The 26,628-nt window shown below is 63.2% G+C and carries 25 protein-coding genes and 1 pseudogene; 10 read left to right on the top strand and 16 right to left on the bottom strand.

Going from position 1 to position 26,628, the window contains the following annotated elements; all coding sequences use genetic code 11:
* Window positions 1–8: 8 nt before the first annotated feature.
* The 5 genes from JN302_RS19960 to JN302_RS19940 all read right to left on the bottom strand — a co-directional run bounded on the left by JN302_RS19960 (window position 9) and on the right by JN302_RS19940 (window position 4,887).
* Complete coding sequence (locus JN302_RS19960) at window positions 9–404, bottom strand: type II toxin-antitoxin system VapC family toxin (protein ID WP_202328706.1); 396 nt, start codon at window positions 402–404, stop codon at window positions 9–11.
* On the bottom strand, window positions 388–732 hold the full coding sequence (locus JN302_RS19955) for an AbrB/MazE/SpoVT family DNA-binding domain-containing protein (protein WP_202304358.1): 345 nt from the start codon (window positions 730–732) through the stop codon (window positions 388–390). Before JN302_RS19955 ends, JN302_RS19960 begins: the two co-directional genes overlap by 17 nt.
* A 7-nt stretch (window positions 733–739) precedes the next feature.
* Complete coding sequence (locus tag JN302_RS19950; protein ID WP_202304357.1) at window positions 740–2,521, bottom strand: acetolactate synthase 3 large subunit; 1,782 nt, start codon at window positions 2,519–2,521, stop codon at window positions 740–742.
* Between the two features lie 221 nt (window positions 2,522–2,742).
* Complete coding sequence (locus JN302_RS19945; protein WP_202304356.1) at window positions 2,743–3,546, bottom strand: hypothetical protein; 804 nt, start codon at window positions 3,544–3,546, stop codon at window positions 2,743–2,745.
* A 6-nt stretch (window positions 3,547–3,552) separates the two neighbouring features.
* Entirely contained in the window at window positions 3,553–4,887 is a 1,335-nt protein-coding gene (locus JN302_RS19940; protein WP_202304355.1) for an AAA family ATPase, read from the bottom strand.
* Between the two features lie 288 nt (window positions 4,888–5,175).
* Here JN302_RS19940 and JN302_RS19935 point away from each other — a divergent pair, with 288 nt between their 5' ends.
* Together JN302_RS19935 and JN302_RS19930 are read left to right on the top strand one after the other, a co-directional pair.
* On the top strand, window positions 5,176–6,978 hold the full coding sequence (locus tag JN302_RS19935; RefSeq protein ID WP_202328705.1) for an NAD(P)/FAD-dependent oxidoreductase: 1,803 nt from the start codon (window positions 5,176–5,178) through the stop codon (window positions 6,976–6,978).
* 208 nt (window positions 6,979–7,186) lie between these two features.
* Window positions 7,187–8,956: a hypothetical protein gene (locus JN302_RS19930; RefSeq protein WP_202328704.1), complete on the top strand. Its 1,770-nt coding sequence runs from the start codon at window positions 7,187–7,189 to the stop codon at window positions 8,954–8,956.
* Here JN302_RS19930 and JN302_RS19925 read toward each other — a convergent pair.
* Window positions 8,953–9,258: a hypothetical protein gene (locus tag JN302_RS19925; protein ID WP_202328703.1), complete on the bottom strand. Its 306-nt coding sequence runs from the start codon at window positions 9,256–9,258 to the stop codon at window positions 8,953–8,955. The two genes, JN302_RS19930 and JN302_RS19925, sit on opposite strands and share 4 nt — an antisense overlap.
* The gene (locus tag JN302_RS19920) at window positions 9,255–9,830 is read right to left on the bottom strand and encodes a helix-turn-helix domain-containing protein (RefSeq protein ID WP_202328702.1); all 576 of its coding nucleotides are present in this window, start codon (window positions 9,828–9,830) and stop codon (window positions 9,255–9,257) included. The genes JN302_RS19925 and JN302_RS19920 overlap by 4 nt, the downstream gene beginning before the upstream one ends.
* 152 nt (window positions 9,831–9,982) lie before the next feature.
* Here JN302_RS19920 and JN302_RS19915 point away from each other — a divergent pair, with 152 nt between their 5' ends.
* The gene (locus JN302_RS19915; protein WP_202328701.1) at window positions 9,983–11,833 is read left to right on the top strand and encodes an ATP-binding protein; all 1,851 of its coding nucleotides are present in this window, start codon (window positions 9,983–9,985) and stop codon (window positions 11,831–11,833) included.
* Between the two features lie 135 nt (window positions 11,834–11,968).
* Here the strand turns inward: JN302_RS19915 and JN302_RS19910 are convergent, their stop codons facing one another.
* Window positions 11,969–12,760: a GGDEF domain-containing protein gene (locus JN302_RS19910; RefSeq protein WP_202328700.1), complete on the bottom strand. Its 792-nt coding sequence runs from the start codon at window positions 12,758–12,760 to the stop codon at window positions 11,969–11,971.
* 116 nt (window positions 12,761–12,876) lie between these two features.
* The gene (gene miaA / locus JN302_RS19905) at window positions 12,877–13,791 is read right to left on the bottom strand and encodes a tRNA (adenosine(37)-N6)-dimethylallyltransferase MiaA (RefSeq protein ID WP_202328699.1); all 915 of its coding nucleotides are present in this window, start codon (window positions 13,789–13,791) and stop codon (window positions 12,877–12,879) included.
* Between miaA and serB the strand changes: the two genes are divergently transcribed.
* Both serB and JN302_RS19895 read left to right on the top strand, forming a co-directional pair.
* A complete protein-coding gene (gene serB, locus JN302_RS19900; RefSeq protein WP_202328697.1) occupies window positions 13,790–14,677 on the top strand; it encodes a phosphoserine phosphatase SerB in 888 nt (295 codons plus the stop codon). The two genes, miaA and serB, sit on opposite strands and share 2 nt — an antisense overlap.
* Window positions 14,674–15,231, top strand: a pseudogene (locus JN302_RS19895) (GNAT family N-acetyltransferase); the annotation flags it as partial. The gene serB and the pseudogene JN302_RS19895, both read left to right, overlap by 4 nt.
* 299 nt (window positions 15,232–15,530) lie before the next feature.
* On the opposite strand, the gene JN302_RS19890 reads toward JN302_RS19895, so the two are convergent.
* From JN302_RS19890 to JN302_RS19860, 7 genes are all read right to left on the bottom strand, one after another.
* Window positions 15,531–15,878 (bottom strand): PIN domain-containing protein, encoded by a 348-nt coding sequence (locus tag JN302_RS19890; protein ID WP_244845783.1) that lies wholly within the window; start codon window positions 15,876–15,878, stop codon window positions 15,531–15,533.
* A gap of 61 nt (window positions 15,879–15,939) precedes the next feature.
* Window positions 15,940–17,448, bottom strand: a complete 1,509-nt coding sequence (locus JN302_RS19885; protein ID WP_202314397.1) for a DegQ family serine endoprotease — start codon at window positions 17,446–17,448, stop codon at window positions 15,940–15,942.
* Window positions 17,449–17,566: 118 nt separating this feature from the next.
* Window positions 17,567–17,752 carry a DUF2065 domain-containing protein gene (locus JN302_RS19880; RefSeq protein WP_202314396.1) on the bottom strand — a complete coding sequence of 62 codons (186 nt, stop codon included), beginning with the start codon at window positions 17,750–17,752 and terminating at the stop codon, window positions 17,567–17,569.
* Window positions 17,753–17,760: 8 nt separating this feature from the next.
* Window positions 17,761–18,702, bottom strand: coding sequence for a protease modulator HflC (gene hflC / locus JN302_RS19875; protein ID WP_202314395.1), 942 nt, complete (start codon window positions 18,700–18,702; stop codon window positions 17,761–17,763).
* Window positions 18,702–19,796, bottom strand: a complete 1,095-nt coding sequence (gene hflK / locus JN302_RS19870; protein WP_202334360.1) for an FtsH protease activity modulator HflK — start codon at window positions 19,794–19,796, stop codon at window positions 18,702–18,704. The genes hflC and hflK overlap by 1 nt, the downstream gene beginning before the upstream one ends.
* A 152-nt stretch (window positions 19,797–19,948) precedes the next feature.
* Window positions 19,949–20,470, bottom strand: a complete 522-nt coding sequence (locus JN302_RS19865) for a dihydrofolate reductase (protein ID WP_202328693.1) — start codon at window positions 20,468–20,470, stop codon at window positions 19,949–19,951.
* Window positions 20,470–21,555, bottom strand: a complete 1,086-nt coding sequence (locus JN302_RS19860; protein WP_446720667.1) for a DUF4424 domain-containing protein — start codon at window positions 21,553–21,555, stop codon at window positions 20,470–20,472. The genes JN302_RS19865 and JN302_RS19860 overlap by 1 nt, the downstream gene beginning before the upstream one ends.
* Before the next feature lie 529 nt (window positions 21,556–22,084).
* Here JN302_RS19860 and JN302_RS19855 point away from each other — a divergent pair.
* The 5 genes from JN302_RS19855 to fixJ all read left to right on the top strand — a co-directional run bounded on the left by JN302_RS19855 (window position 22,085) and on the right by fixJ (window position 26,588).
* Window positions 22,085–22,300, top strand: a complete 216-nt coding sequence (locus JN302_RS19855) for a hypothetical protein (RefSeq protein WP_202314393.1) — start codon at window positions 22,085–22,087, stop codon at window positions 22,298–22,300.
* A gap of 202 nt (window positions 22,301–22,502) precedes the next feature.
* Window positions 22,503–23,294: a magnesium transporter gene (locus JN302_RS19850; protein WP_202314392.1), complete on the top strand. Its 792-nt coding sequence runs from the start codon at window positions 22,503–22,505 to the stop codon at window positions 23,292–23,294.
* 337 nt (window positions 23,295–23,631) lie between these two features.
* A complete protein-coding gene (locus JN302_RS19845; protein WP_202314391.1) occupies window positions 23,632–24,105 on the top strand; it encodes a pyridoxamine 5'-phosphate oxidase family protein in 474 nt (157 codons plus the stop codon).
* A gap of 325 nt (window positions 24,106–24,430) precedes the next feature.
* Window positions 24,431–25,942: a PAS domain-containing sensor histidine kinase gene (locus JN302_RS19840; RefSeq protein WP_202328691.1), complete on the top strand. Its 1,512-nt coding sequence runs from the start codon at window positions 24,431–24,433 to the stop codon at window positions 25,940–25,942.
* Window positions 25,935–26,588: a response regulator FixJ gene (gene fixJ / locus JN302_RS19835; protein ID WP_202334359.1), complete on the top strand. Its 654-nt coding sequence runs from the start codon at window positions 25,935–25,937 to the stop codon at window positions 26,586–26,588. Before JN302_RS19840 ends, fixJ begins: the two co-directional genes overlap by 8 nt.
* The last annotated feature ends 40 nt before the right edge of the window (window positions 26,589–26,628 follow it).

Below are 26,628 nucleotides of genomic sequence, written 5' to 3'. Positions count from 1 at the left end.
AACCGTGGCTACGGTTTCCTGACGGGGGTTGCGCCGGCGATCTTCCGGGAACGCCGAATGAATTCTTCGTCATAGGTAAGCATGGCATCACAGCCTTTGGCCGAATGAAGATGCAATGCATCGGCGAAATCCAGGCCCTCTTTATGCGCGACGACCACATCCGCCATCCTGCGCTTGTTCTCGAACGTGGTAGACGGCACGGAAAGCAGCCCCGCGAACAGCGCGTTGATTGCCTCCCGGGAGAGCTTCAGGCGACTTCGCAGAACCCACTCCGTCTCGAGAAGCACCGAGTCCGGAACATAGATCTCGTTGGCGATCATGCATCGTCGGGATTCCGCTGCCTGCTCGGATCCGTCGTCGACCAGTGCCCGCGCGAGAACATTCGTGTCAACGGCGAGTGGCATCAAACCGCCTTGCCGCTTCCGTCACGAGCGTCTCCTCTATCTCGCCGTCCGTCGGAAAAGGTCGGTCGATCCTGATACGCAGTTTCAGGAACTCTTCCATGGTCATCGGCGGGAAGCGCGGATCCAACGCTTCCACGGCCTTCAGCGTCACGCCCTTGCCTGATTCCACGAACTCCAACTCCGTTCCTTCGGACCAGCCATGGGCGAGCCGTATCGATTTCGGCACCACGATCTGGCCTTTACTCGACATTCGCGCCCGGGCGCTCATACTCTTTTCTCCAAGAAGTAAGACGCGGTAAGATGTAACACTCACCGCGCTTTGCTTCAACGCGTCCTCACACCAGTTCCCTGCCCTTGGCGTCGATGGCGTTAGCGACCGCTTCGTCGGTCGCCTCGTCGGGAAGGAGCATCTCGTTATGCGCCTTGCCCGACGGGATCATCGGGAAGCAGTTGGCGAGATTGGCCACGCGGCAATCGAAGATGACGGGTTTCTTCACCGAGATCATCTCGCGGATCGCATCGTCGAGTTCATCAGGCTTCTCGCAGCGAATGCCGTGACCGCCATAGGCCTCCGCCAGCTTCACGAAATCAGGCAGGGCCTCGGTATAGGAATGCGACAGGCGGTTGCCGTGCAGGAGTTGCTGCCACTGCCTGACCATGCCCATATACTGGTTGTTGAGGATGAAGATCTTTATCGGCGCCTCGTACTGCACCGCCGAGCTCATCTCCTGCATGGTCATCAGCACCGACGCGTCGCCGGCGATGTCGACGACGAGCGCATCCGGATGCGCGATCTGCACCCCGAGTGCAGCCGGCAGGCCATAGCCCATCGTGCCGAGCCCGCCCGAGGTCATCCAGCGGTTCGGCTTCTCGAAGCCGTAGTGCTGGGCAGCCCACATCTGGTGCTGGCCGACCTCGGTCGTGATATAGGTGTCCATGTCCTTGGTCAGCGCGTAGAGGCGCTGGATGGCATACTGGGGCATGATCACGTCGTCATTGGGCTTGTAGGCCAGCGAGTCGCGGGCCCGCCACCTGGCGATCTGCTCCCACCAGGGATGAAGCGCTTTCTTGTCGGCGCGTCCGGAGGCACGCCACAGCCGGACCAGATCCTCGAGCACATGGCCGACATCGCCCAGGATCGGTATGTCGACGCGCACATTCTTGTTGAGCGAGGACGGATCGATGTCGATGTGGATCTTCTTCGAGTCCGGCGAGAAGGCGTTGAGCCGGCCCGTGATGCGGTCGTCGAAGCGCGCGCCGATGCAGATCATGACGTCGCAGTCGTGCATGGCCATGTTGGCTTCATAGGTGCCGTGCATCCCCAGCATGCCGAGCCAGTTCTTGCCCGAAGCCGGATAGGCGCCGAGGCCCATCAGGGTGGAGGTGATGGGGAAGCCGGTCAGTTCGACCAGTTCACGCAGCAGATGGCTGGCCTCGGGCCCCGAATTGACGACGCCGCCGCCCGAATAGATGATCGGCTGCCTCGCTTCGGCCATCAGCGCGACCGCGGCCTTGATCTTGTCCAGGTCGCCCTGGACCTTCGGCTGGTAGCTGGTGCGAGGCGCCGTCTGCGGCGACACATAGATGCCCTTGGCGAACTGGACGTCCTTCGGGATGTCGACCACGACCGGGCCGGGCCGGCCCGTCGTCGCGACATGGAAGGCCTCGTGCAGGACGGCGGCCAGCTCGTTGACGTCCCTCACCAGCCAGTTGTGCTTCGTGCAAGGGCGGGTGATGCCCACAGTGTCGCATTCCTGGAACGCGTCGGAGCCGATCAGCGTGGTCGGCACCTGGCCTGTGATGCAGACCAGCGGGATCGAATCCATCAGCGCGTCCTGCAACGGCGTGACAGCGTTGGTGGCGCCGGGGCCCGAAGTCACCAGCATGACGCCAGCCTTGCCGGTCGAGCGGGCATATCCCTCGGCGGCGTGTCCGGCGCCCTGCTCGTGGCGGACGAGGATGTGCTGCACGTCCTCCTGCTGGAAGAGCTCGTCATAGATCGGAAGGACGGCTCCGCCCGGATAGCCGAAGATGTGCTCGACGCCGTTGTCCTTCAGCGCCTGCACCACCATTTCGGCGCCCGTCATCTCGCGCCGCTCGCTCGTTGCGTTGATCATCTTTCCGGTCCCGTCTTTCCTTCGCTATCCGCGACTTGCTGCTCGTCAGTGATGATGTTTGGGTAATAAAAAAAGGCCCCCGAGGGAGCCTGCTTTCTGCGCATGGTCGGCTGTCGCCCGGCGGCTACACCGCCTTGCCCATGCGCCTTCCTACGAGAATGAGTACCGTTTTCATGGGCGCGGAGACTACGCGGGTCCCCCGTGCGGTGTCAACGGAAGAATCACCATTGAAGCGCCTCGGGGATTGTTCCAAACAGCACCGTCAACTCCGGTACGTCCAGATGGCTACGCTGCATCTCGGCAAAAACAGTCGGATGCGGCATAGCTTTGAGCCCCTTGATCAAAGTATCGAGTTCCACTGCGCCAGCTCCGCCGTCGCGCTTGTGACGATATTCGAAAAGCCGCGCTCTATATGAACCGTAAGCCGTTCGTCGCGCTTCCAGGAGCACGTCGCGGTTGAGATCAAGGAGATCGAGCGTAAAATCCGCGCGGGCTCGATTTGTCGCGTCGAGGTTCTCCTTCGGAAGCAGGACGAACGTATCGATCAAATCCAGATCGAACAGAAGTGCGGGATTGTCGATTCGCGGATTGATGAGACCGGGTCTTCCTGAGATCGGCGGTACAACCGGTCCACCCGACCTGCGGGTGACCTCAATGAGTGAGCCGTTCGAGCCGAACACCGCATATCTGTTGTTCTTCGGCCCGTTGCATGGTCCGCAGGCATAGACATAGTTGTCCCACACGAAAACGAACTCGGGATAGAGATCCTTGGGCGCTATATGCTCAACCTCGTCCGCAACCGAGTCTTCGCAATAGACACAACGTCTCGCTCCAGAGCACATCGCTGTCAGAGCCGCTTTCACTTTCTGAAAAGTTGCGTTGGTCCTCGTGTTCCGTTGCTTGAATTTGGCCTTTGCTGCGTCCACTCTTTCAGAATAGGTCGGCTTCGCGTCGATCTCCGCCTGCCATGTTCTCAACCTTGCGCTGGCCGCGGCATCCGGCATGGTCGTCGGGAGGAGCAACATCGGCGGCTATGCCTCGTCCGCGACCTTCGCAGAGGTGGAAGGCAGCATTGCGCGAAGCTTCTCGAGCTTGGACCGCTCTTCCCGCTCGAGATCCTGATTGAGGCTTTTACGATTCAGGCGTGCAAGTTCGACCAGCATTTCCTTGGAGGTGGCGGATCGGGTGACGCCCACGCCAAAATACTGCGTACCAAACGCGTCCAGGATCGATCCGTAGATCAGCTTGTTGAGATCGTCGCCGGTAATGCGGCCGGCAACTTCGGCGGTTCCAGGTGTCGGCAGGCGCCATACCGAGCCCTTGGCGGCCGCTTGGCAGATGATTGGGCTATGAGTAGTCACGAAAAACTGGAGTTGGGGGAATCGTTCAACAAACCATTGGCCTATTCGTTTCTGCCATGCCGGATGGAGATGTGCGTCAATCTCGTCAACTGCGACGACGCCCGGCAGGTCGATCTTTCCGGCGGCCTCGTCGATGTGATCGAGAACAGTTTGGGCGCCATACTGGAGCGTCATTTGACGTAGCAGTTCGAATGTCAGGCTAAGGATCGAACGGTAGCCGTCACTCATCTGATCGACACCGATTGCATTGCCGTCTCCGTCACGGAGGAGCACCCGCTCGGAGGTGATCTCTTGGATTCTAGCACCATGCGGTAGAAAATCCGTGGAGTTCGCAAAGCTGATGACCGCGTTTTTCAGCTTTCCTTCAAACCCAGCCGGGCTCTCGAGCGAACGGACGTGAAGCTGCTGCAGCCATCGGAGGGCTTCCGTCAGAGCGACATCTTCGCCGAATGCCGACAGATGGGCAGCAGCCTTCGGGTTGGACGAAAACACCCTCTCCAAGGCTGAGTCGCCACCGGAAAATCGCCGGAATGGCCCAAATGATGCGGCGAACCACCCGCTTGCATTGGCCCAGACCGTTCTGTTGATGGTACTGGCTTTCGAAAAGATCGGCGGACTCGCCGGGCGCGTGCCAGTCTCCGATTCAAATGGTGGCACATTCTCGTCACCCGCCTCGATTGCTACTGAAGCTTTGATCGAGGCTCCGATTGCTGGTTTCGACGCCTTTATGCCAGTGAGCCGAATGTCGATGCCATCCGCCTGGAAATCAGCTTCAATACCTCCTCGCGACTGTCCGTGCTGAAGCCAGTTCGACCAATTCTGACGCAAGGCTGGCGCATCGAGGGGGCCGATTGCGGACAAGGCGATCGACCTTATGACGCTGGACTTTCCGGAGCCGTTGTCTCCGAGGATCACATGCCATCCAGTTCGCTCGCCTTGGCCGAGCTTGATTTCGAAATCGGTAATGGAGCGGATGTTGCGTATTCGCAGGCGTGAGATGTGCATTTCAATAACCTACTCGAAGCGGTAGGGCACCATCTTAGGAGAACGTACCTTCCGAAAACAGTGGTATCGGCAGATTGCCTCCCACCACGGATGCGACGGCAATCGACCCGCCTCCTGCATATGCGATCACCCTATACCTCCGATAACCTTCTGAAAAAGCTGCAAACTATCGTCGGGAATGACGTGGAGCGCGATCTCTGCCGATATTCTTGCCGGCGGGATGCAAAAGCCCAAGCGGACCCGGCCGTGGCCGCAACGATCAACGAACAGACCAGTGGAGGAAATTCGATGCTCGAAAAGGCACCCAGCGAGAAACTGTCGGACGTGCTCGCGACATTCGGCGATGCGCTCGCCGCCAATGACATCGAGACGGCGGTCGGACTGTTCCAGGAAGACTGCTACTGGCGCGACCTTGTGGCCTTCACCTGGAACATCAAGACCATGGAAGGCCGCGACCAGATTCGCGACATGCTGAAATCGCAGCTCGCCGCGACCAGGCCCGGCGGCTGGGCCATAGCCGAAGGCGAGGAGGCGACCGAAAGCAACGGCATCATCGAAGGCTGGATCAGCTTCGAGACCGACGTCGCGCGCGGCTTCGGCCATATCCGCCTCAAGGACGGCCGCATCTGGACGCTGCTCACCACCATGGCGGAGTTGAAGGGCCATGAAGAGAAAGCGGGCTTCGACCGGCCGATGGGCGCCAAGCACGGGTCGGGTAAGAACCGCAAGACCTGGAAGGAGGAGCGAGAGCAGGAGGCCGCCGAGCTAGGTTTCGCGCGGCAACCCTATTGCGTCATTGTCGGCGGCGGCCAGGGCGGCATCGCGCTCGGTGCGCGGCTCAGGCAGCTCGGCGTTCCCACAATAATCGTCGAGAAGAACGAGCGGGCGGGCGACAGCTGGCGCAAGCGCTACAAGTCGCTCTGCCTGCATGACCCCGTCTGGTACGACCATCTGCCTTACATCGATTTCCCCAAGAACTGGCCGGTGTTTTCGCCGAAGGACAAGATCGGCGACTGGCTGGAAATGTACGCCAAGGTCATGGAGCTGAACTACTGGACGTCGACCGAGGCCAGGAGCGCAACCTATGACGACGAGAAGAAGGAATGGACGGTCGTCGTGCGGCGCGACGGCAAGGACATCGTGCTGAAGCCCAGGCAGCTCGTGCTCGCCACCGGCATGTCCGGGCGGCCGAACATGCCGAAGATCAAGGGAATGGAGACCTTCAAGGGCGATCAGGACCACTCTTCCCGCCACCCGGGGCCTGATGCCTATGCCGGCAAGAAGGCTGTCGTCATCGGTTCCAACAACTCCGCCCACGACATCTGCGCGGCACTCTGGGAGGCCGGCGCCGACGTCACCATGGTTCAGCGCTCCACGACGCATATCGTGCGCTCCGATACGCTGATGGAGATCGGGCTCGGCGCGCTCTATTCAGAGCAGGCCGTGCGCAGCGGCATGACCACCGCGAAGGCCGATCTGATCTTCGCCTCGATCCCCTACCGCATCCTGCACGAATTCCAGATTCCGCTCTACCAGCAGATGAAGGAGCGCGACGCGGCCTTCTATGACGGATTGGAAAAGGCCGGCTTCATGCTGGACTGGGGCGACGACGGGTCGGGCCTGTTCATGAAATATCTGCGGCGCGGCTCCGGCTACTATATCGATGTCGGCGCCTCGCAGCTCGTCATCGACGGGCAGATCAAGCTGAAAAGTGGCTCCGACGTCGAAGAGATCAAGGAGCATTCGGTCCTGCTGAACGACGGCACGGAACTGCCGGCCGATCTCATCGTCTACGCCACCGGCTACGGCTCGATGAACGGCTGGGCAGCGGAGCTGATCTCCAAGGAGGTGGCCGACAAGGTCGGCAAATGCTGGGGCCTCGGTTCGGCCACGACCAAGGATCCCGGACCATGGGAAGGTGAACAGCGCAATATGTGGAAGCCGACCCGGCAGGAGGCGCTGTGGTTCCACGGCGGCAACCTGCACCAGTCGCGTCACTATTCGCAGTTCCTGTCCCTGCAGTTGAAGGCGCGCCAGGAGGGCATTCCGACACCGGTCTACGCCCTGCAGGAAGTTCACCACCAGGGCTGACGAAAGCCTGCCGGCGGGTGGGGAGACCACCGTCGTTTTCAGCAGATGCCCGTCACAACCGGGCATTGAAAGGGGGGCGGCCCGGCCGCCCTTCTTGCTGGCCGGAGGCCTCTCCTCGGTCTGCCCCCCGCAGGTAGTCAATACCTTGTCAATTCTCCCATGTTCACAGATAGTAACAATCGGGACAAATCGGCAATGAGAGGGGGACATGAAAATCCCGTCGCTTACACCTTTCAAGATTGCGATCCCGTTACTTTGTCTTGCTGGACTAGGTCCGGCATTTTCCTCCTGCGGCATAGAAAACGCACCGCGCGGCATCAGCCTGAGCGAGGAAAGCTGCAAATCCTGGCCCAATGCCGAAATCCCTGAGACAGGCGACTACTACGCGGCACTGCAGTTCAGCTTCGAGCTTCTGGACAATCCGCAATCCTCGGCGAACTCGAAGGGGTTCCTGCAAGCTGTCAGCAACGTGTTCACGGCAGCCGATACCGACGAGGTCATGCTCACGATCAAGCCCAAGCTCGGCGGGACCTTCACCACGGAGGTGCCGGTCTACAGCTACAAGCTCGACGGGAAGGCTCGAACGGGGTCGCTGGATGCACGCTACGACTTCGCCACGCCCTATGTCCGCTACGACCAGGATGCCCTGGGTTTCAAGATCGTGCTGCGCGGCGGCTCGAAGGTGAAGACCGACGTCGGCGGCGTGCTGACGCGCCTGACCCCGTTGCTCGGCGCCGCTGGTGCATCCCCTCTCCTGTCTGCGGCCTCGAAGGGCGCGATCGATGCCGGGGCGGCAATCGTCGACGAACTGCTGACCAGCATGTATTCGGCCTTCGACAAGGACGAGGTCGAATTCGAAATGGCGTCCGAAACCTCGGCGGGTGCCGTGGAGCGGACGATCCTCATGAGTTCGCCGGGCAATCCCGCGCAAAAGATCAGGCGTCTCGTGGTCAGGCTGAAGCTGAAACGATCGTTGCGCGGCACCCCGGCCATGCTGCCGAATGACAGCCTGTCGAAAGCGACCACGAATTTCAGTCCAGGGCAGAACCTGATCGGCTTTCCGCTGCCGTCGATCGACTCCCGGGACCGGACCATCCTTTCGGGCCTGACCTCGGAGGAAGTCGGCCTCAAGGCGGTCGCCACGGTGCAGTTGCAGGACGAGCCCGGGGACGATCTTCGCTCGGCTTGCTCCGACCTGAAAGCCTCGAGCTATTCGCGTTTCGGTCTCAACAACGTCGACAGCCTGCGCCTGCTCTACGAGTTGCTCGATCGCGGCAACCGCCGGGCTGCCCTCGTGGAAGACGCCCCGGATTGCTTCGGGCGGGAGGACTGGGCCCTGATAAAGGGGCACACCGTCTTCGAGGTGGAAGAGCGGCCTTCGCGGGCAGATAAGCCGAGCGACGATACGCTCAATTATTTCGCGACCGCCCTGCGTTCCGGCTTCGCCGCCAACCCGATCTACGCCGCCCAACTCGCCGACAGTGTGGAAATCTCAGGGACCGCCGCGGTCGAAGGCCTGGGCGGGGAATGCGATGCGGACGAGCTCGACAAGCCAACCGCGCTCGTCTGTCTCGACAAACTCAAGGTCAATCGCTGGGAACGCGACGACCTGCCCAGCGGACGGACGAGCATACTCGTCACAACAAGAGCGCAGATTACCGAGGCCATCGGACACGAGCGCGACCGGCGCATCGCCGGCGCGGATTTGACATCGGGCGCGCTGGACGCCGACCTCGCCAGGGACAGAGCCGTCGCAAGGGCCGCGACCGAACATGTCGACCACGCTATCCGAATTACGCTCTATGTCGACGACCGGAAAAAGATCAACCGCATCAAGCTCGAAAAGGAGACGAAAGAGGAAATCGGGACCAACGTGCTCTCCCGGATCGCCCTCTCCTGCTGGGCGAACGGCCCGAACGAGACCACGGCATTCTGCATGAGGAACAATATCGGCTACGAAGCACCCGGGACCATCTAACCGGACGTATCTTTGCTGCGCCGTCGCCTGGCCCGGATCTGTGCGGCCCGGTCGCCGTCCTCGGCCTGCAGATGCCTGCCCCGTTCGAGGATCTCAAGCGTGTATTCTTCGTAGGTCAGGCCAAGTTGTTCCGCCTTCGACAGCCGCATCAGCGCCACCTCCCGGCTCGGCGCCTTCCAGGCGTTATTATGCGCCTTGCGCCAGACCAGGAATTTGTAAGCATCGCCCTTGCCCCAGGGCGGCCCGGCATAATCGTCGAGCGGGGGGCCGCCATTGTGGCCGCGTTTCGGTCGTCCCCTCACGCTCCGGGGCTCCGAACCAGGGCGACCAGATAGACGGCACGCTCGGGCCCCGGCGCATGGAACACGCAATCCGAGGGCGCACCGAGCGCAAGGCAGTCGCCCGCCTCCATGGCATGGACCACATCGCCTTCCGTGAAATCCAGCCTGCCCTCGATCAGCCAGACTTGCTGCCGAATGAAGGCATAGGATGCGGCCGGAAAGCCCACTTTGGCGCCGGCAGGCAGTTCCGCCTTGACGAGTTCGAGCGGCATGTCGGTCGGCGGCGAAAGATGACGGCGAACATAGCCGGTCTCGGGGTCGACCCAGAGCGGTTGCCCGCTCATGCGGGCGAGCCCGCCCGCCCCCTGTTCGGCCCGGGCGATCAAAGCCGACAATGTCATGCCGAAAGCCGAGGCGATCCGCACGAGCAGCGTGGCCGTCGGGCTTGCCGCGCCGCGCTCGATCGCGCTCAGCATCGCCTTCGACACGCCCGATTTCTCGCCGAGTTCGGCAAGAGACCAGCCGCGCGCCGTGCGCTCCAGCCTGATGCGGCGGGCGATGCCTTCCGAAAGATCGTCTTCTATATTGGACATTCGAACATCATAGAAGATGCCATGCGCCTGCCAAGGGCGGATCGATAGAAATCGACAAATGGCCTTAACCGGCACGTGACCATCTCCCCACACCGGCCCTTAACGCCGGCGTCCTAATGTCGCTGCCTTGGGAAGGGCGGGGATGGCGATTGATGTATGTCGACCGGAATGCGGCGGGCGAAACGACGCCGCAGGAACGCCGCGACGAAGCCCAACCGGACAGCCGGGTCCTGGGGCGCGTGGTCCAATGCGACGGCGCACGCGCCACGATCGCGGCTTTCGCCGACGGCAGCGACGGCGCCGTCACCGGATTGTGGACCGTCGGCCGGCTGATCTCCATCAGTCTCGGCTCGGCACGAACCGTCGGCCTCGTCTATTCGATCGCCAAGGCCGAGAAGGTCTGGAACGTGGATCGGCAGAACGCGATCGAAGTGAGCGTCGAACTGATCGGCGAGGTACGCGACACCCCGCCGGCGAGCACGCCCGTCTTCGACCGCGGCATCACCGTCTATCCCCATATCGGCGCGATCTCTCACCGCATCCGTTCCCGGGATCTCCAGGCGATCTACGACCTCACCGGCCGCCAGGCGATCAGAATCGGGTCCCTGTCGCAGGACGACAAGATCGATGCCTGCATCGCCATCGACGATACGCTGAACAGGCACTTCGCGGTGGTCGGCACGACCGGCGTCGGCAAGTCGACCGCCGTTTCGCTGCTGCTGCGCAAGGCACTCGTCGCGCGGCCCGAATTGCGCGTCCTCATTCTCGACCCGCACAACGAATTCGCCCCCTCCCTCGCCGACCATGCGGTGCGCATCGACGCTGCCTCGCTCGATCTGCCCTTCTGGCTGTTCCGCCTCGAGGAACTGACGGAGGTTCTGTTTCGCGGACGCGAGGCCGCGGCCGAGGAAGTGGACCTGCTGCGCGACCTGATCCCGATCGCGAAGAACCACTACAGGAACCCCGGTTCCGGCATCTATATCAAGCGGGGTGTCGACGCGCTCACCGCGGACACGCCCGTGCCCTACAGGATGGCCGACCTGCTGCGACTGATCGACGAGCGCATGGGACTGCTTGAGACCAAGAACGACCGGCCGACCTATCGTTCCCTGAAGACCCGCCTCGAGGCCGCTATCAGCGATCCGCGCTATCGCTTCATGTTCAACTCGCGCCTGATCGAGGACACGATCCACGAGACTGTCGGCAAGATCTTCCGGGTGCCGCATCATGGCCGCCCGGTGACGTGCTTCGAGATGGCGGGGCTACCCTCCGAGGTGGTCAATTCCGTCTGCTCGGTGCTCGCCCGCCTCGCCTTCGACCTCGCTTTGTGGAGCGAGGGCCGGCTGCGCCTGCTCGTGCTGTGCGAGGAGGCGCACCGCTACATGCCGGCCGACCCGCGAATGGGCTTCGCACCCACCCGCCACGCCTTGTCGCGCATCGCCAAGGAAGGCCGCAAATATGGCTGCTACCTGGGCGTCGTCACCCAGCGCCCGGGGGAACTCGACCCGACGGTGCTGTCGCAATGTTCGACGGTCTTCGCCATGCGTCTCGCCAACGAGCAGGACCAGGCGATCATCCGCTCGGCGATCGCCGACTCGTCCGCATCCACCCTGTCGTTCCTGTCCTCGATGGGCCAGCGCGAGGCGATCGCCTTCGGCGAAGGGGTGGCCACGACGATGCGGCTGAAATTCGAGAAGCTCGACCCCGCCTTCATTCCCGGCTCGGCCGGCAAACATGACGAAGAGGAACCCGCCGAGGACGGGGAGATCGATCTCGCCGGGATCGTCGACCGGCTTCGCAATGTGTCGAGGGCCTCCCAACCCTTGTCGATATCGGGCGAACCCGTCAGCCCGCTGCGCCAGGCGGGGGAACCTGCGCCCGAGCCGCGCCAGCCGGGCCAGGCCGACGACCGGCCGACGGCCGCAGCGCGCGAGGATGACCCACTCGATCTTGGCTACGGCCTCAGGCCGGGAACTTTCGGCATGCGTCCGCAAAGAAGCTGAATCGGGTGATGGCCACGATCGATGCGGTCATTCACGCCACAGGGTGTCCCGACCGATGCCTTCGGCTTGACAGGGAGCGGCAGCGTCCCGCCCGGAACGGGAAGGAACGTCCGGCGACCGTCCCCTCACCACGGACTATGCGCAGATCCGGTTGCGGCCGAGGCGCTTGGCCTCATAGAGCAGCTTGTCGGCGCGGCGATAGAAACCCTCGGCCGTCTCCTCGCCGTCCCACACCGCAAGGCCCATGCTGGTCGTGATCCTCAGCCGTACATTGCCGGACAGAACCGCCATGCCGGCGATCGCCTTCCTGATGCGCTCGGCAAGCTTGGCGAGCTGATCGGTGTCCATGTTGGGCGCCACGACCGCGAACTCCTCGCCGCCGACCCTGGCGACGACGTCGTGATAACGCGTCAGGTCCTTCAGGCAGCCTGCCACGGCGCGCAGCACCTCGTCGCCCACATCATGGCCATGCGTATCGTTCACCTGCTTGAAATGGTCGAGATCGAGAACCATCAGCCCGACAGGCCGGTCGATACGACGGAACTCCGCGATGTATTCGCGCAGCGCATCGTCGAAATAGCGGCGGTTGTGCATGCCCGTCAGGCTGTCGGTCAGGGCTGCATGCTGCAGCGTTTCCGAGCGCTGGCTGAGCGTCATCGTCATTTCCCGCAGCTTGCCCTCTTCCTTCACCTGTGTGCGGATCAGCGGGTAGATGAAGAAGATGCCGAAGAACAAGGCCGTGGCGAGCAGCACGCCGGTTGCGAAAAGCAGCTTCTCCAACTGGGCTATCCCCGTGGCGGCCCGCGTATCGGACACGGTGACCGCCGTGGTCTCCAGCACGCCATAGGCCTGGAACGTCACGACGCCCGCCGCGAGGATCACGACGATGAAGACGAAGAACGCTGATTCCGCTTTGTGCAAGCGCATTTGCCGACCCCGGAAACGGGGGTCGTTATCGCACCATCGGGCTTACGTGAAGTTAACTTGAGCGATCACGAGGCGTTTCTTCGCCGAACCGCCATCACCGATTGCGGCCGGCTCGATCACCTAAGGGCGATACGCTGCCACTCCGGCCCGAGCTGATGGCGGAACCACGTCGCCTGGCGCTTGGCATATTGCCTCGTGGCGATCTTGGCGCGTTCGATCGCTTCGGCCATGCCGATCCTGCCGTCGAGCGCCGCCTCGAGTTCGCGGAAACCGATGGCCTTGGTCGCCGGCAGGGCCGGATCGAGTTTCAGGGCCGAAAGCTCGGCGACTTCGGCCAGGGCACCCGCATCGATCATCCTGTCGAAACGCTGCTCGATGCGCGCGACGAGGAAGGCGCGCTCGGGCTCGATCAGGAAGAATCGAGCGCTCGCCCGGTCGATCAGCGGCTTGCCGCGTTCGGCCTGCCAGGTGAGGATCGAACGGCCCGAGACTTGCAGCACTTCGAGCGCGCGCACCAGCCGCTGCCCGTCGCTCGGCCGGATGACCGCGGCCGCCCCGGGGTCCTCCTGGCGCAGGATGCGATGAAGCCGCTCCGCCCCCCTCTCATTCAGCTCCCAGCGCCATCGGTCACGAATGTTCTTCGGAATGTCGGGCATCTCCGACAGGCCTTCGACAAGGGCCCGGAAATAGAGGCCGGTGCCGCCGACGAAGACCGGAACCCGTCCTGCCAGCACGCCGTCCTCATTGAGCCTCATCACGTCGCGCAGCCAGGCCCCGGTCGAATAGGCGCGGCTCGGATGAATATGGCCGTAGAGCTCATGCCGCGCACGGGCCAGCTCGGCCGCACCCGGTCGCGCCGTCAGGACGTTCAGGATGGAATAGCCCTGCATGGAATCGGCGTTGACGACGATGCCGCCTTCGCGCTCGGCGAAGTCGAGCGCCATGGCGGACTTGCCGCTCGCGGTGGGCCCGGCTATCAGGATCGCGTTTTCAACAAGGCCTTCGGCCTCTTCCGCCGCGGATCGTTCCATGCCTCTCGTCGCCACCTTGATCGCCCGCCCGGAACGCCGTTCCCTGTCCCTCGCCCTTGCGAATAGGGCCACCGCTGCCGCCGGCGCAAGCGCAATCGACTGGCTGGACGAGGCTGTCGCCTGTGATCTGGCGCTCCCGCACGACGCAGTGGCGACGGATGTCGAGCGTCGCCTGCGCGACAGCCTGGCCGGCGAGCCGGTCGACATCGTCGTGCAGGATATCGCCACGCGCCGCAAGAAGATCCTGATCGCCGACATGGACTCTACCATGATCGACCAGGAATGCATCGACGAACTGGCCGACGAAATCGGCATCAAGGACCATGTGGCGGCGATCACAGCCCGCTCGATGAATGGCGAAATCGCATTCGAGCCGGCATTGCGCGAACGTGTCGCATTGCTGAAAGGGCTTGACGCGACGGTCGTCGATACGATCATCGCCAAACGCATCACGCTTGCGTCGGGCGGGCGCGCTCTGGTTGCCACCATGCGCGCAGCCGGCGGCTGGACTGCGCTGGTCTCGGGAGGCTTCGACGTCTTCACCTCGCGCATCGGCGCCATGCTCGGCTTCGACGAGAACCGGGCCAACCGGCTGATCGAAGCCGACGGAAAGCTGAGCGGCACCGTCGCGGAGCCGATCCTCGGCCGGGCAGCGAAGGCCCAGGCGTTGCAGGAGATCTCCGGCAGGCTCGGCCTGACGCCGGCCGACGCCATCGCCGTCGGCGACGGCGCTAATGATCTCGACATGATCGGCATGGCCGGCACGGGCGTCGCGCTGCATGCGAAACCCGCGGTCGCGGCGGAAGCTCGCATCCGCATCGATCACGGCGATCTCACCGCCCTGCTCTACATGCAGGGGTACCGTCGCGGCGAGTTCGCGACTTGACGCCGCTCCGCACCAAACGGCTCATCCTGCGCAACTGGGAGGAGCGCGACCGCCCGCTCTTCCATCGGATCAACTCCGACGAGCGCGTGATGGAATTCTTCCCGTTCCGCCGCGACCGGGCGCAGTCGGACGCCTTGTTCGATGGTTTGCGCGACGGCATTGCCCGACGTGGTTTCGGCTTCGCCGCCGTCGAGATCGACATGACGGGGGAGTGCATCGGCTTCGTCGGTCTCCACCCCGCCGAGTATCTGGAGCCGTTCCTGCCGAAAGACACGATCGAGATCGGCTGGCGCCTCGCGCCGGAGTTTTGGGGAAAAGGCTACGTCACCGAAGCGGCAGAGACGCATCTCGCGCACGGCTTCGAGATCTTCGGCTTCGACGAGATCGTGTCCTTTGCCGTGGCGGGCAACGGCCGCTCGACCGCCGTCATGGAACGTATCGGCATGCGCCGTGACGCGGCGGGCGACTTCGATCATCCCCGCGTCCCCGACACCCATCCGCATCTCAAGCGGCACGTGCTTTATCGGCTTGCCCGCTCCGATTGGGAGGCTAGAACAGGGCGGCCGGATAGCCTCAGATGCGGTGGATCAGTGCTCTCCCGCAAACGGCAATTCGTCCCCCTCCTCGGGCTTCGAGGACGGCACTCTTTCGAGGACGGCGGAGAAATCATCGCCTGACCCCGAACCCGCCCGCTTTCGCAGAAAGTCTGCCGCGGTCTCGACTGCTCCGACCTTCTGGGCGCCCGCCGACGCGATCCACTGATTCAGCGAAACGTTATCGGCCTTCGCGAGCCTCGCAGCCGCTTCCTTCACCGAAAGTGGAAGCTTGAGCGGATATGTTGCCTTGCTCATGGTCAAAACCTTTCCAGAAGGACCGCCGGCGTCACAACTCGCACATCGAAGCGTTCTGCCGCAGTCAAGAAATCCCAACGATTGTGCGTCACTAATGCGTAGGCACGGCCATTGATCGCTGGTTCGAGCACCATCTCGTCCTTGGGATCCGTCAATTGCGGACGCCAGAGATAGTGGACATCGACAGGCTCTGCCAACGCCGCGAAGCCCGACATCAGGCGCTCCAACTCGCCATCCGACAGCCCGTGAGCCAAGCGGTGGTTGGGACGCCTGATCACATCCTCATACTCAGGGAATAGCGCCGTGGTCACCAACGGCCGCAAACGCCGGCGTGCAACCAATGACAGCACAGCAAAAGACGCACATCCTATGGGATGTTCAAACGACGCGTCGTCGCAAGTTCGACGGCGCTCAGTCCATGCGGATCGTGACGAAGCGCAACTCGCCGGTCTTGGACGCCAGCATCAGAAGCGCGTTCTTGCGCCCCTGATCCTTCAGCGCCTTGATACGGTCCAGCACTTCCTGCGGCGAGGAAACCGATTCCTGGGCGATCTCGGTGATCACTTCGCCCGCCGATATTCCGCGTTCGGCCGCCGGCGAATCCTTGGCGACTTCGGTGATCACGACGCCGGAGACATCCGCGCCGATGTCGAAATTGGCGCGCGTATCGTCGTCGAGCTCGGCGATCGTCATGCCGAGCACCGACGCGGCCGAGACCGCCTCCGGCGTGTCCTGCTGGGGCTGTTCCCCTTCCGCGCCGGCGAGCTTCTCGCCGTCTTCGAGCCGTCCAAGCGTGACCTTGACCGTCTGCTCCACGCCCTTGCGGATGATGACGACGTCGACCGCCTTGCCGACCGGGCTGTCGGCCACGACGCGCGGCAGGTCGCGCATCTCCCGAACGTCCTTGCCGTCGAAGGTGACGATCACGTCGCCCGGCTGGATCACGCCGTTGTCGACCGGTCCGCCCTTGATGACGCCCGCGACGAGCGCGCCCTTTGGCGACTGCATGCCGAGGCTCTCGGCGATCTCGTCCGTCACCGGCTGGATACGCACGCCGAGCCAGCCGCGACGGGTCTCGCCGAACTGCCGCAACTGGTCGACGACGCCGATCGCGAGCTTCGAGGGGATCGAGAAGCCGATGCCGATCGAGCCCCCCGAAGGCGAGATGATGGCCGTGTTGATGCCGATAACCTCGCCGTCCATGTTGAACAGCGGACCGCCCGAATTGCCGCGGTTGATGGCGGCGTCGGTCTGGATGAAATCGTCATAGGGTCCGGACTGGATGTCGCGGTTGCGGGCAGACACGATGCCGACGGTCACGGTGCCGCCCAGCCCGAACGGGTTTCCGACCGCCATCACCCAGTCGCCGATCCGCATCCTGTCGGAATCGCCGAACTTGACCGCCGTCAGCTTCTTGAGCTTCGGATCGACCTTGAGCACCGCGATATCCGTCTTGGTGTCCTTGCCGACGAGCTCGGCCTTGAGCTTCGAACCGTCGGAGAAGTTGACCTCGATCTCGTCCGCGTCGGCGATGACATGGTTGTTGGTGACGACGATTCCTTGCTCGGCATCCACGACGAAGCCCGAGCCCAGCGACTGCACCTTCTGCGAGTTCGGACCCCGGCCCTGGCCCTCGCGGTCCTTGTTGAAGAAATCGTCGAAGAATTCCTGGAACGGCGAGCCGGGCGGAAGTTGCGGCGCCGGGACGGCGCCCTCGCCTTCGGAGCCCTTGACGGTCTGCGACGTCGAGATGTTGACCACCGCTTCGAGCAGCCCGGCAGCCAGGTCGGCAACCGAATCGGGTCCCTTCGCCTCGGCCACGCCCACGAAGTTTGGCGCCGCGGTGGCGCCGACGAAGAGCACGGCAGCCGCCGCGAGCATCGTCTTGCGCAGGGCAGGCAAAAGGGTGCTTGGTCTCATCAGCTGTCTCCCGGCTCTGCTGGAAAGTCCCGGCCCCGCAACCGGGCCACCGGCGCCTTGTCCTTTGAAAATAGGGCTTGTTTGCGGCCTTTGCTATCGCGGAAGGAAAAAACCTTCGTTACCCGCGAACGAGCCAGACGATCCCGACGCCCGCCGCGATCGCCACCAGGCCGCCGATCCGAAGCACATGTTCCGGTGTCGCCAGCACTTCCGTCGCGAGCCTCCGGGCGAGGCCCGGAAAGCCTCCATAGACGAGGCCCTCGACGACGAGCACCAGGCCTATGGCGGCCAGGAAGTCGGCCACAGGGCGCCTTACTGGCTGGCGCCCGCGGCCTGGCCGGAAGCGGCAGGCGCCGTGCCGGGCGCTGCCGGGGCGGCCGGCGCCGAGTTGCCGAAGAAGCGGAAGAATTCCGAATTGGGCGACAGCACCATGGTTGTGCTGTTCGGGTCGAGCGACTGGATATAGGCGTTCATCGACCGGTAGAATTCGAAGAACTCCGGATCCCGCTGGAAGGCGTCGGCGAAGATCGCGTTGCGTTGCGCCTCGCCCTCGCCGCGCAGGATCTCCGATTCCCTGCGGGCTTCGGCGACGGTCTCCACCACTTCGCGGTCGGCGCGGGCGCGGATGCGCTGCGCCGCCTCGCGGCCACGGGCACGCAGCCTTTCGGCCTCTGCGAGACGTTCGGCCTTCATGCGGTCGAATGTCTGCTGCGAAACCTCTGCTGTGAGATCGGTCCGGCGGATGCGCACGTCTTCGATCTCGAGACCGAGCGAGGTCGCATCGGGCCTCAACTGGTCGCGCACCTCGCGCATCATCGAGGCGCGCTCCTCCGAGAGCGCCGCCTCGAAGCCGCGCAGGCCGTAGACGCGCCGGAGGGCGGCGTCGAGTCGGGTCCGCAGACGCTGCTCCGCGAGCAGCACCTGGCCCGAAACCGCGGCCCGGAAGCGCCGCGGGTCCGAGATGCGGAAGGCGACGAAGGCATCGACCTCGTAGAACTTGCCGCCCGAGACCTGGACGCGGATGTCGTCTAGGTCGAAGCGCATGACGCGATCCTCGATGATCTGCACATTGTCGGCCTCGAAGAAGCCGAAAGGCGCCTTGAAATAGATGCCGGGCTCGGTCTTCACGTCGACGATCTCGCCGAACCGCAGCACGATGGCCTGCTCGCGCTCGTTGACCACGAAGATCGACGAATAGACGAGGAAGAGGATGACGGCGGCGATGACGCCGATGACGGGGAGACGGTTGGACATTACTGGTTCTCTTCAGCCGGCGCGGCGCGCTTCTGCAGTTCGGGCAGCGGCAGATAGGGTATGACGCCCTGCCCGTTCTTCTCGTCGACGATGACCTTGTTGGACCCCTTCAGCACGCGCTCCATAGTCTCCAGGAACAGCCGCTTGCGGGTCACGTCGGGCGCCTTGGCATATTCGTCGTAGACGGAGATGAAGCGCTGCGCCTCACCTTCGGCTTCCTGGACGACGCGGTTCTTGTAGGCGGCGGCCTCTTCACGGATCTGGGCCGCCTCGCCGCGAGCCTGACCGAGCCGCTGGTTGGAATACTGGTTGGATTCCTCGACGAAGCGATCCTCGTCCTGCTCTGCGCGCTGCACTTCGTCGAAGGCGTCGGCCACTTCGCGCGGCGGCGCCGCGTCTTCGATCGAGATCGCGTTGATGGTCAGTCCAGCGCCATAGGTATCGAGCGTCTGCTGGATGATGCCGAGCACCGCATCTGCGATGCCCTGGCGGTCGTCGCGGAAGATGTCCTGCGCCGGACGGCGGCCGACCGCCTCACGCATCGCGCTTTCGGCAACCTGGCGCACCATGTCGTCGGGCTGGGCGACATTGAACAGATAGGCCTTCGGATCGGAGACCTGGTAAGCGACGGAGAATTTCACGTCGACGATGTTCTGGTCGCCGGACAGCATCAGTCCGGACGAACTGCTGCCGCGCGCCTCGCCGATATTGATGAGTTTCTCGGCGGTGTTGGCCTTTTCGACGGTCTCGATCGGCCACCAATGGAAGTGAAGACCCGGTTCGGACAACTCCTGCTTGGGCTTGCCGAAGCGCAGCTCGACGGCGAGTTCATCGGGCTGGACAGTGTAGATCGACTGGAAAAGCCAGAATGCGACAAGCGCCAGGCCGATCAGGCCGATTACCGCGGGGTTCATCCCCCCGCCGCCCGGCAAGGCCCGCTTCAGCCGGTCCTGGCCGCGGCGGATGATATCCTCGAGGTCGGGCGGCGATCCGTGCGGTCCGCCGGGGCCGCGGGGTCCCTGCCCCCATGGGCCGCCATTGCCGCCGCCGCCCCAAGGACCGCCGCCACCGCCGCTCTGATTGTTCCAGGGCATGAAATTCCTTTCGGTCTCGAAATGCCGCGCGGGCCTTGCGGCCGCGCCCATTTCTTTATTCTTAGCACTCTATAGGGATGGACCGCAGCGCTTTCAACGCAGCCGCCCTGCCCGTGTGCCGTTTTGGCTTCATTTGTATGAACCTGCCGCCCTCAATGCATGGTTCGCCGGCGATCGTAAACAGCATAGCGTGTCGCATGGCTGTCCTTCTCGCCGGCCGGATGATCCTCGCTGTGGACGAGTTCCCATTCGGCGGGGTCGATGGCCGGGAAGCGGGTATCGCCGCCGACGCTCGCGAGCACATGTGTCACATAGAGCCGGTCTGCCAGCGGCAGCGCCTGCCGATAGACCTCGCCGCCTCCCAGGATGCAGATTTCATCTGCTCCGGGCATATTCCAGCCCCGCTCCCGCGCCAGCTCGAGCGCATCGTCCAGCGCCGCCACGACCTCTGCCCCGTCGGCCTGGAAGCCGGGAGCCCGCGTGAGCACGATGTTCAGACGCCCGGGCAACGGCCGGCGCGGAAAGCTCTCCCAGGTCTTGCGACCCATGACGACCGGCTTTCCCATCGTCATTTCCTTGAATCGCTTCATGTCCGACGACAGGCGCCACGGCAGCCCGTTGTCGCGTCCGATGACATGGTTCTCGGCAATCGCCACATGGATGACGATTTTCATCAGCCGCCGCTCTCCGGTTTCGATGCACCCGGCTTCGCCGGTGCCGGCGATTGCGCCTCTCGCCCGGCACCGCCTGCTTCGCCTTCACCCATGCCGACGGGCGAGAGGATCAGTATGTCGAGATCACGCTCGGGATAGAAATCTTCGGCCGTCATCTCGAAGGTGGTCGGTCCGGTCTTCCTGACGTTGCGGCCGCAGAAGCTGACCAGGTTCTTCGGATCGCCCTTGTCGACCGTCAGCTTGAAGGCGCCGATCGTGCCGTTCGCCCAGTTGCCGCCCGTCGTCAGTATGTAGGCGATCCGGTTCTCCATGAGGTGCGCATAGCCGTCCGACGATCTCCTGGCCGCCTTCAGCACGGCGTTCTCGAAGCTCTTGTCGAAGCAATATCTATGCTTGTACTCGGCATAGCTATCGCCCTCGAACCTGCCGTCGACGAGGAAGCTGAGATCGGTTGTGGCGCCCACGCTCGGCCGGTAACTGTGCTGGACCGTGACCTCGCCGTTGGCGGGAAACATCGCGCGCCACCAATAGGTCGTCTTCAACTGCCAGAAGGGCGTGCGCACGCGCTTCCAGCCCGAGCCGTCGTCATACTCGTCGATGACGATCATGCCGCGCTCCTGCCATTTGTCGGCGACCTCCTGCGGCAGGGCTGCGAGCGCCTTCAGGACGGCTTCCCCGTAGGGATAGAGCGGGACGCCGCGCGCCCGCAGTTCCTCGGAGATGTCGATGCCGAGCGCGAAGGCCTTCTGCTCCAGTTCCGGCGCTACCGCATTGCCGTCGACGGTCACCGCGAAATCGAGGAAATTGTCCTTCTCGTCGTCGGGGATCGACGTCATGCGATAGGGATTGCCCTCGATGTCAGGCATCGGAAACGCCACGATCGTTTCGATGTCCTTGTCGGAACTGTTGCGGAAGACATAGTCGACGGTGACATTGTCGAGCGAGATCGACAGGTCCTCCCGCTCCATGGCGATGACGTCGCTGCGCGACAGGATCAGGCCGCCGGTTCCGAGTTCGGCGGTAGAATCGTTGGCCAGCGCCGGCAACGGCATGGCGAGCGCGACGAGAAGCGTTAGGCGACGCAACTTTCTTCCTCCAGGCAATGGCTCTTGTCGTCGGGAGCAGGACTCTCGAGCCGCATGGGGCGGCGAAGATTCCCTTATACCGAGATCACCGCGCGGATTGTGGCGTCGGCCTCGTCGTCGTCAAGCCGGAAATCCGCAAACCCTGAACGTAAAGACACCGACCACTTCGGTGTTGATCCGAATCGTCGGCAGCCCTTTTGGGCTCGCGGTCCGGTTGCTCCTGCCCCGGCTCTCGCCGAGCGCGACGCCGGTCGTCCCCAGTCACGAAACCCACTCGGTTTTCTCTCTCTCAAGGAACTCCCGTGAGAGCGGGACTATTCCCTGCAGGAACAGTTGGGGGTGGCCCAAAACCCTGGAAGCAGGCGCTACTTGGCCGCAGCAGAGACGCAAGCAATCGGAGCATGGCGCGTAACAGTGTCGGACGCATCAGCCTGGGCCGCGTAAATCATGAGCAGCCTTGACGCAGAACAATGACACGCTGGCGCAAAACAAGCCATTGATCCATCCGTTGCATTGCACGAGGCGAGCCATGCTTCCCAACCTTCGCTATAGTGGAATTCACTTGGGCCTGCAGTCAAACCACGCAACGGATCACAAGATCGCAATCAGAGCCAGCCGCCAGGATCTCACGCCCTTCGTCTGGTTCGACCTCGGAGAAATCGTCGATTCGGGCGACACCAACCAGATACTCCTGGCGCCCAGGATCGAGCGTTGCCAGCATCTCGTGACGGGTCACTATGGCTGATAACCACACAGGCACGGCAGCCGTCGGCACGAGCAGGTTCTCCGGCCCGAACACAATCGATCGGCTGGTCGTTTCAGTCCCGATCGGCCGCGCGGACGAGAAGGCAGGCGCATTCAGGGAACGCGCCCTGCGCGAGCCGCACGACTGCTACGACGCAGCAATGATAGTCGACGGCCAAGGCCGTTATGTCGGAGCCACGGCGATGCGCGACATCGCGGCCACATCCCCGGACACCATGCTGTCGGCGCTGATTCGGCCCGCCTGGCCGACCGTCCCGCCCGCCGAGGATCAGGAGCGGGCCGCAGAGATCGCAACGCGCGCCGCCGCAGCCGTCTTGCCGGTCGTCGGCGCAGAAGCCGTGCTGCGCGGCGGCGTGCCAGCGGTGAAGCTGCTGCAGGTTCTCACGCGCGAGCACCACGAGGACCTTCACCGGCTGGCCGGCATTGTGAAGGAAAGCTCCGCGGCCGTGCACGCCCTCGAGGATCCGCCGCTCAGCCGCGTGTCGCGGCGATTGCCATGGCTTGTCGTAGGCCTGGGGCTCAGCAGCATCACCGCGTTGCTGATGACCCGCTTCGAACAATTCCTCGAGGCGGATATCGTGGTGGCGACGTTTCTGCCTTCCCTCGTCTACCTCGCCGACGCGATAGGTACCCAGACGGAAGCGATCGCGGTGCGTGGACTGGCAACGCGACGCAATAGCCTGCCGGTCCTTCTCCTGAACGAACTGGCCACCGGCCTTTTGATCGGCACGATCCTGGGTGCTTTGGCCCTGGTCGGTATCTGGCTGGTCTACAACGATGCCAGCCTGGCTCTGGGAGCCGGCATTTCCCTGGCCGCCGCGGGCACGATCGCGAGTTCAACGGGGCTGCTGCTGCCTTGGCTGTTGTCGCGCCTCGGTATTGATCCCGCTTTCGGCTCCGGTCCTGTGGGTACCGTCATCCAGGACGCCCTGTCGATCCTGATCTATCTCGCCGTGATGACGTTGCTGCGGTGAAGTGGCCGCTGGCGTAGCTGTGGCGGAATGCGACCGCCGTCACCGCTTCTTGATCTCGGCGGCTCGCCCCGCGCGCGGACGACGCGGGTGGAGAGTGGCGTGATTGGGCCATTCGTTGGCAAGGCAAAAATGACATCTCCTTGATGCCGAACTTGATCCGGCTCAAAGCGTACTTGCCTTGGATAGCCAAAATGAAAAGATGTCCAGCAACCGCGATGAGCGGATCGGCAGTCGGCCTTCGACGGCGGATAATTGCCCGACGCATATGACAGGCGCGTCACTATGCCGATGGACGACCAGTCCGCGCGCAACTGTACCAAACCGAGGGAGGCAAACGATGTGGATCAGGGATTTGTCAGCGCTCGAATGCTCCAAGATTCTCGCGTCAGAAAGGCTTGCCCATCTCGCCTGCGTGGACGGCAGGCAGCCTTACCTCGTGCCGATCTATTTCGTCTACTCGGACCACCATCTCTACTCATTCTCGATGCCGGGCCACAAGATCGATTGCATGCGCTCCAACCCTCACATCTGCCTGCAAGTCGACGAGCGCGGCCAAGGCCCGGGATGGAAAAGCGTCATAGTTCAGGGCCGCTATCAGGAGTTGGATGTCTCCCCGGAACTTGTACGGGAGCGGGAACATGCCTGGTCTCTGCTCAGCAAGCATCCATTCTGGTGGGAGCCGGGCAGCCTGAAACCGATCGGGCAGGCCGTTCCCCGCTCCGCTGACCATTACGAGCACATCTACTTCCGTGTCCTGATCGACAGCGTCACTGGCCGAGAGGCCAAGGACCCGGGAACGCAAGTGCCGTAACGGGCCGGGCCTCCAAGCAAAGCCACGATTCATATGCCCATCGTCGGGCAGCCGGACGATTGTCAAAAACGTCCGGCCGGCTCGCACGCGGCATTCTCGATCGACCCGCGCCACCTTCGTCAAGGTTCGGATTAGACCAAAAGAACGGTTGGGAATCGTCGGCACGGCGTAGTATGACGTGGCCGGGTCGGCTGGGTCCCGGAGGCACCGTTGCGCCCAAGGCAGGTTTCGGAAAAGCGTCCCACCGTTTTCCGAACCTGCGTCAGGAGAAGAGGCTGAGCAGGTGAAGCGTGGGCGAGCACGTGGGGCCGCTTTGGGTCAGGCCATGCCCGGAAGCGAAGATACCGGACTGAGAGGACACTTTCTGAAGGCCGTGATTTCATCCCGCTTCGAAGGGGCTGCGGGATATTTGCTTGCGGCCGCAATGGTGGTGCCTGTCTTTGTCGTCAGGCTCTTGCTGATTCCCGCGCTCGGAAACACCGCGGTTTTCATTCTCTTCGTCCCGGTCATTCTCGTTTCGGCGATCGCAGGTGGCATTGGTCCCGGCATCTTCGCATTGGTGCTCTCTCTCGCCGGCACCATCTACATCGTGGATGCCGCGCAGGCGATGTGGATCCAGGCTCTCGTCTTCGCGCTGGTCGGCCTGATGATCGCGTGGATAGGCGAGATGCTGCACCGGGCACGCCGCGCCGTCGGCAAGACCGAGGCTGCTTTGAAAGCGCGAGAAGCCCATCTCCGTTCGATTCTTGACACCGTCCCGGATGCAACGGTGGTGATTGACGACGGCGGCATCATCACATCCTTCAGCGCCGCGGCCGTCCGACAGTTCGGCTTTACGGAAGCGGAAGCGATCGGCCGGAATGTGAACCTGTTGATGCCGGAGCCCTACCACAGCGAGCACGACGGCTACATCCAGCGATATCTGACGACCGACGAGAAGCGCATCATTGGTGTCGACCGCGTGGTGGTCGGGCGCAGGAAGGACGGCTCGACCTTTCCGATGAAGCTGTCGGTCGGCGAAATGAGGTCGGGCGACCGGAAATTCTTCACTGGCTTCATCCGCGACCTCACCGAAAGGGAGGAAAGCGCAGCGAGGCTGCAAGAGATACAGGACGAACTGGCGCGGCTTGCCCGCCTCAACGAACTTGGCGAAATGGCATCGACCCTGGCCCACGAGCTCAACCAGCCGCTCGCGGCCATCGCCAACTATTCGCAGGGCTGCGCTCGTTTCCTGGCGCAACTCGACGGGCCTGCGGCCAACCGGATCAGGGAAGCGCTCGAGGAGACTGCGAAACAGTCGCTCCGCGCCGGCGGCATCATTCGCCACCTGCGCGAGTTCGTAACTCGCGGCGAGACGGAGAAATCAGCGGAGAATCTGCGCAAACTGATTGAAGAAGCCGGTGCACTGGCGCTTGTCGGCGCCCGCGAGCAAGGCGTGAGGTCGGTCTTCGATTTTGCGCCCGACACCGGCGAAGTCCTCGTGGATCGCATTCAGGTGCAGCAAGTCCTGATCAATCTCATGCGCAACGCCATGGAGGCCATGCGAGAAAGCGAGCGGCGTGAGCTGTCGGTGCGCACGGCCTCCGACCGTGACGGGTTTGTGGCTGTGGAGATCGCGGATACGGGGCCGGGGATCCCCGAGGACATAGCGACACGCCTGTTCCAGCCCTTCGTCACCAGCAAGGCGAGCGGTATGGGTATCGGCCTGTCGATCTCCAAGCGGATCGTGGAAGCGCATGGCGGCAGCATAACTTTGGAGCGCAACGGCAAAGGTGGGGCGACATTCCGCTTCTTATTGCCTACGGCAACGCAAGAGGCAGCAGATGCAGATCCATGAATATGTCGTCCACGTCGTCGACGACGAGGAGCCGGTCCGCAAATCGCTCGCATTCCTTTTGACAATGGCCGGCTTCACGGTTCGCGTGCACGACTCCGCTTCCAGTTTTCTTGTCGCGGCGCCGACCATCGGAAAGGCCTGTCTCGTCACCGATCTGAGAATGCCCGATATCAGCGGCGTCGAACTGCTCGCCAAGCTCAACGAGATCGGCGTCGCTATCCCGGCGATCGTCATCACCGGCCACGGCGATGTCCCGATGGCGGTCGCGGCCATGAAGGCCGGCGCGAGCGATTTCATCGAAAAGCCTTTTGAAGACGTCGTTCTGATTGAAGCCATCAAGCGAGCGGCGAGCCGCCTCGACACCGTCACCGAGATGGAGGACGTGTCGGCGATCCGCTCGCGCCTCGGCCAACTGTCGGAGCGGGAGCGCCAGGTCCTCGCCGCCGTGGTGGCCGGACTCCCGAACAAGACGATCGCCTATGATCTGAACATCAGTCCGCGAACGGTCGAAGTCCATCGCGCCAACATCATGTCCAAGATGCGTGCCGGCAGTTTGCCTGAACTGGTGCGTATGGCGATTGCCCTGGAGCTTGCAGACAAGGAAAATCCAGCAAGCCGGGGCCGTAGCGGCGGCTCGCGCGCGTAACCTGAGCGATGAGAGGGGTGAGCCAAATCACGATGAACTG

This window comes from Mesorhizobium sp. L-8-3, from assembly GCF_016756615.1.
Taxonomy (GTDB): domain Bacteria; phylum Pseudomonadota; class Alphaproteobacteria; order Rhizobiales; family Rhizobiaceae.
This window is presented reverse-complemented; position numbering and strand designations above follow the sequence as displayed.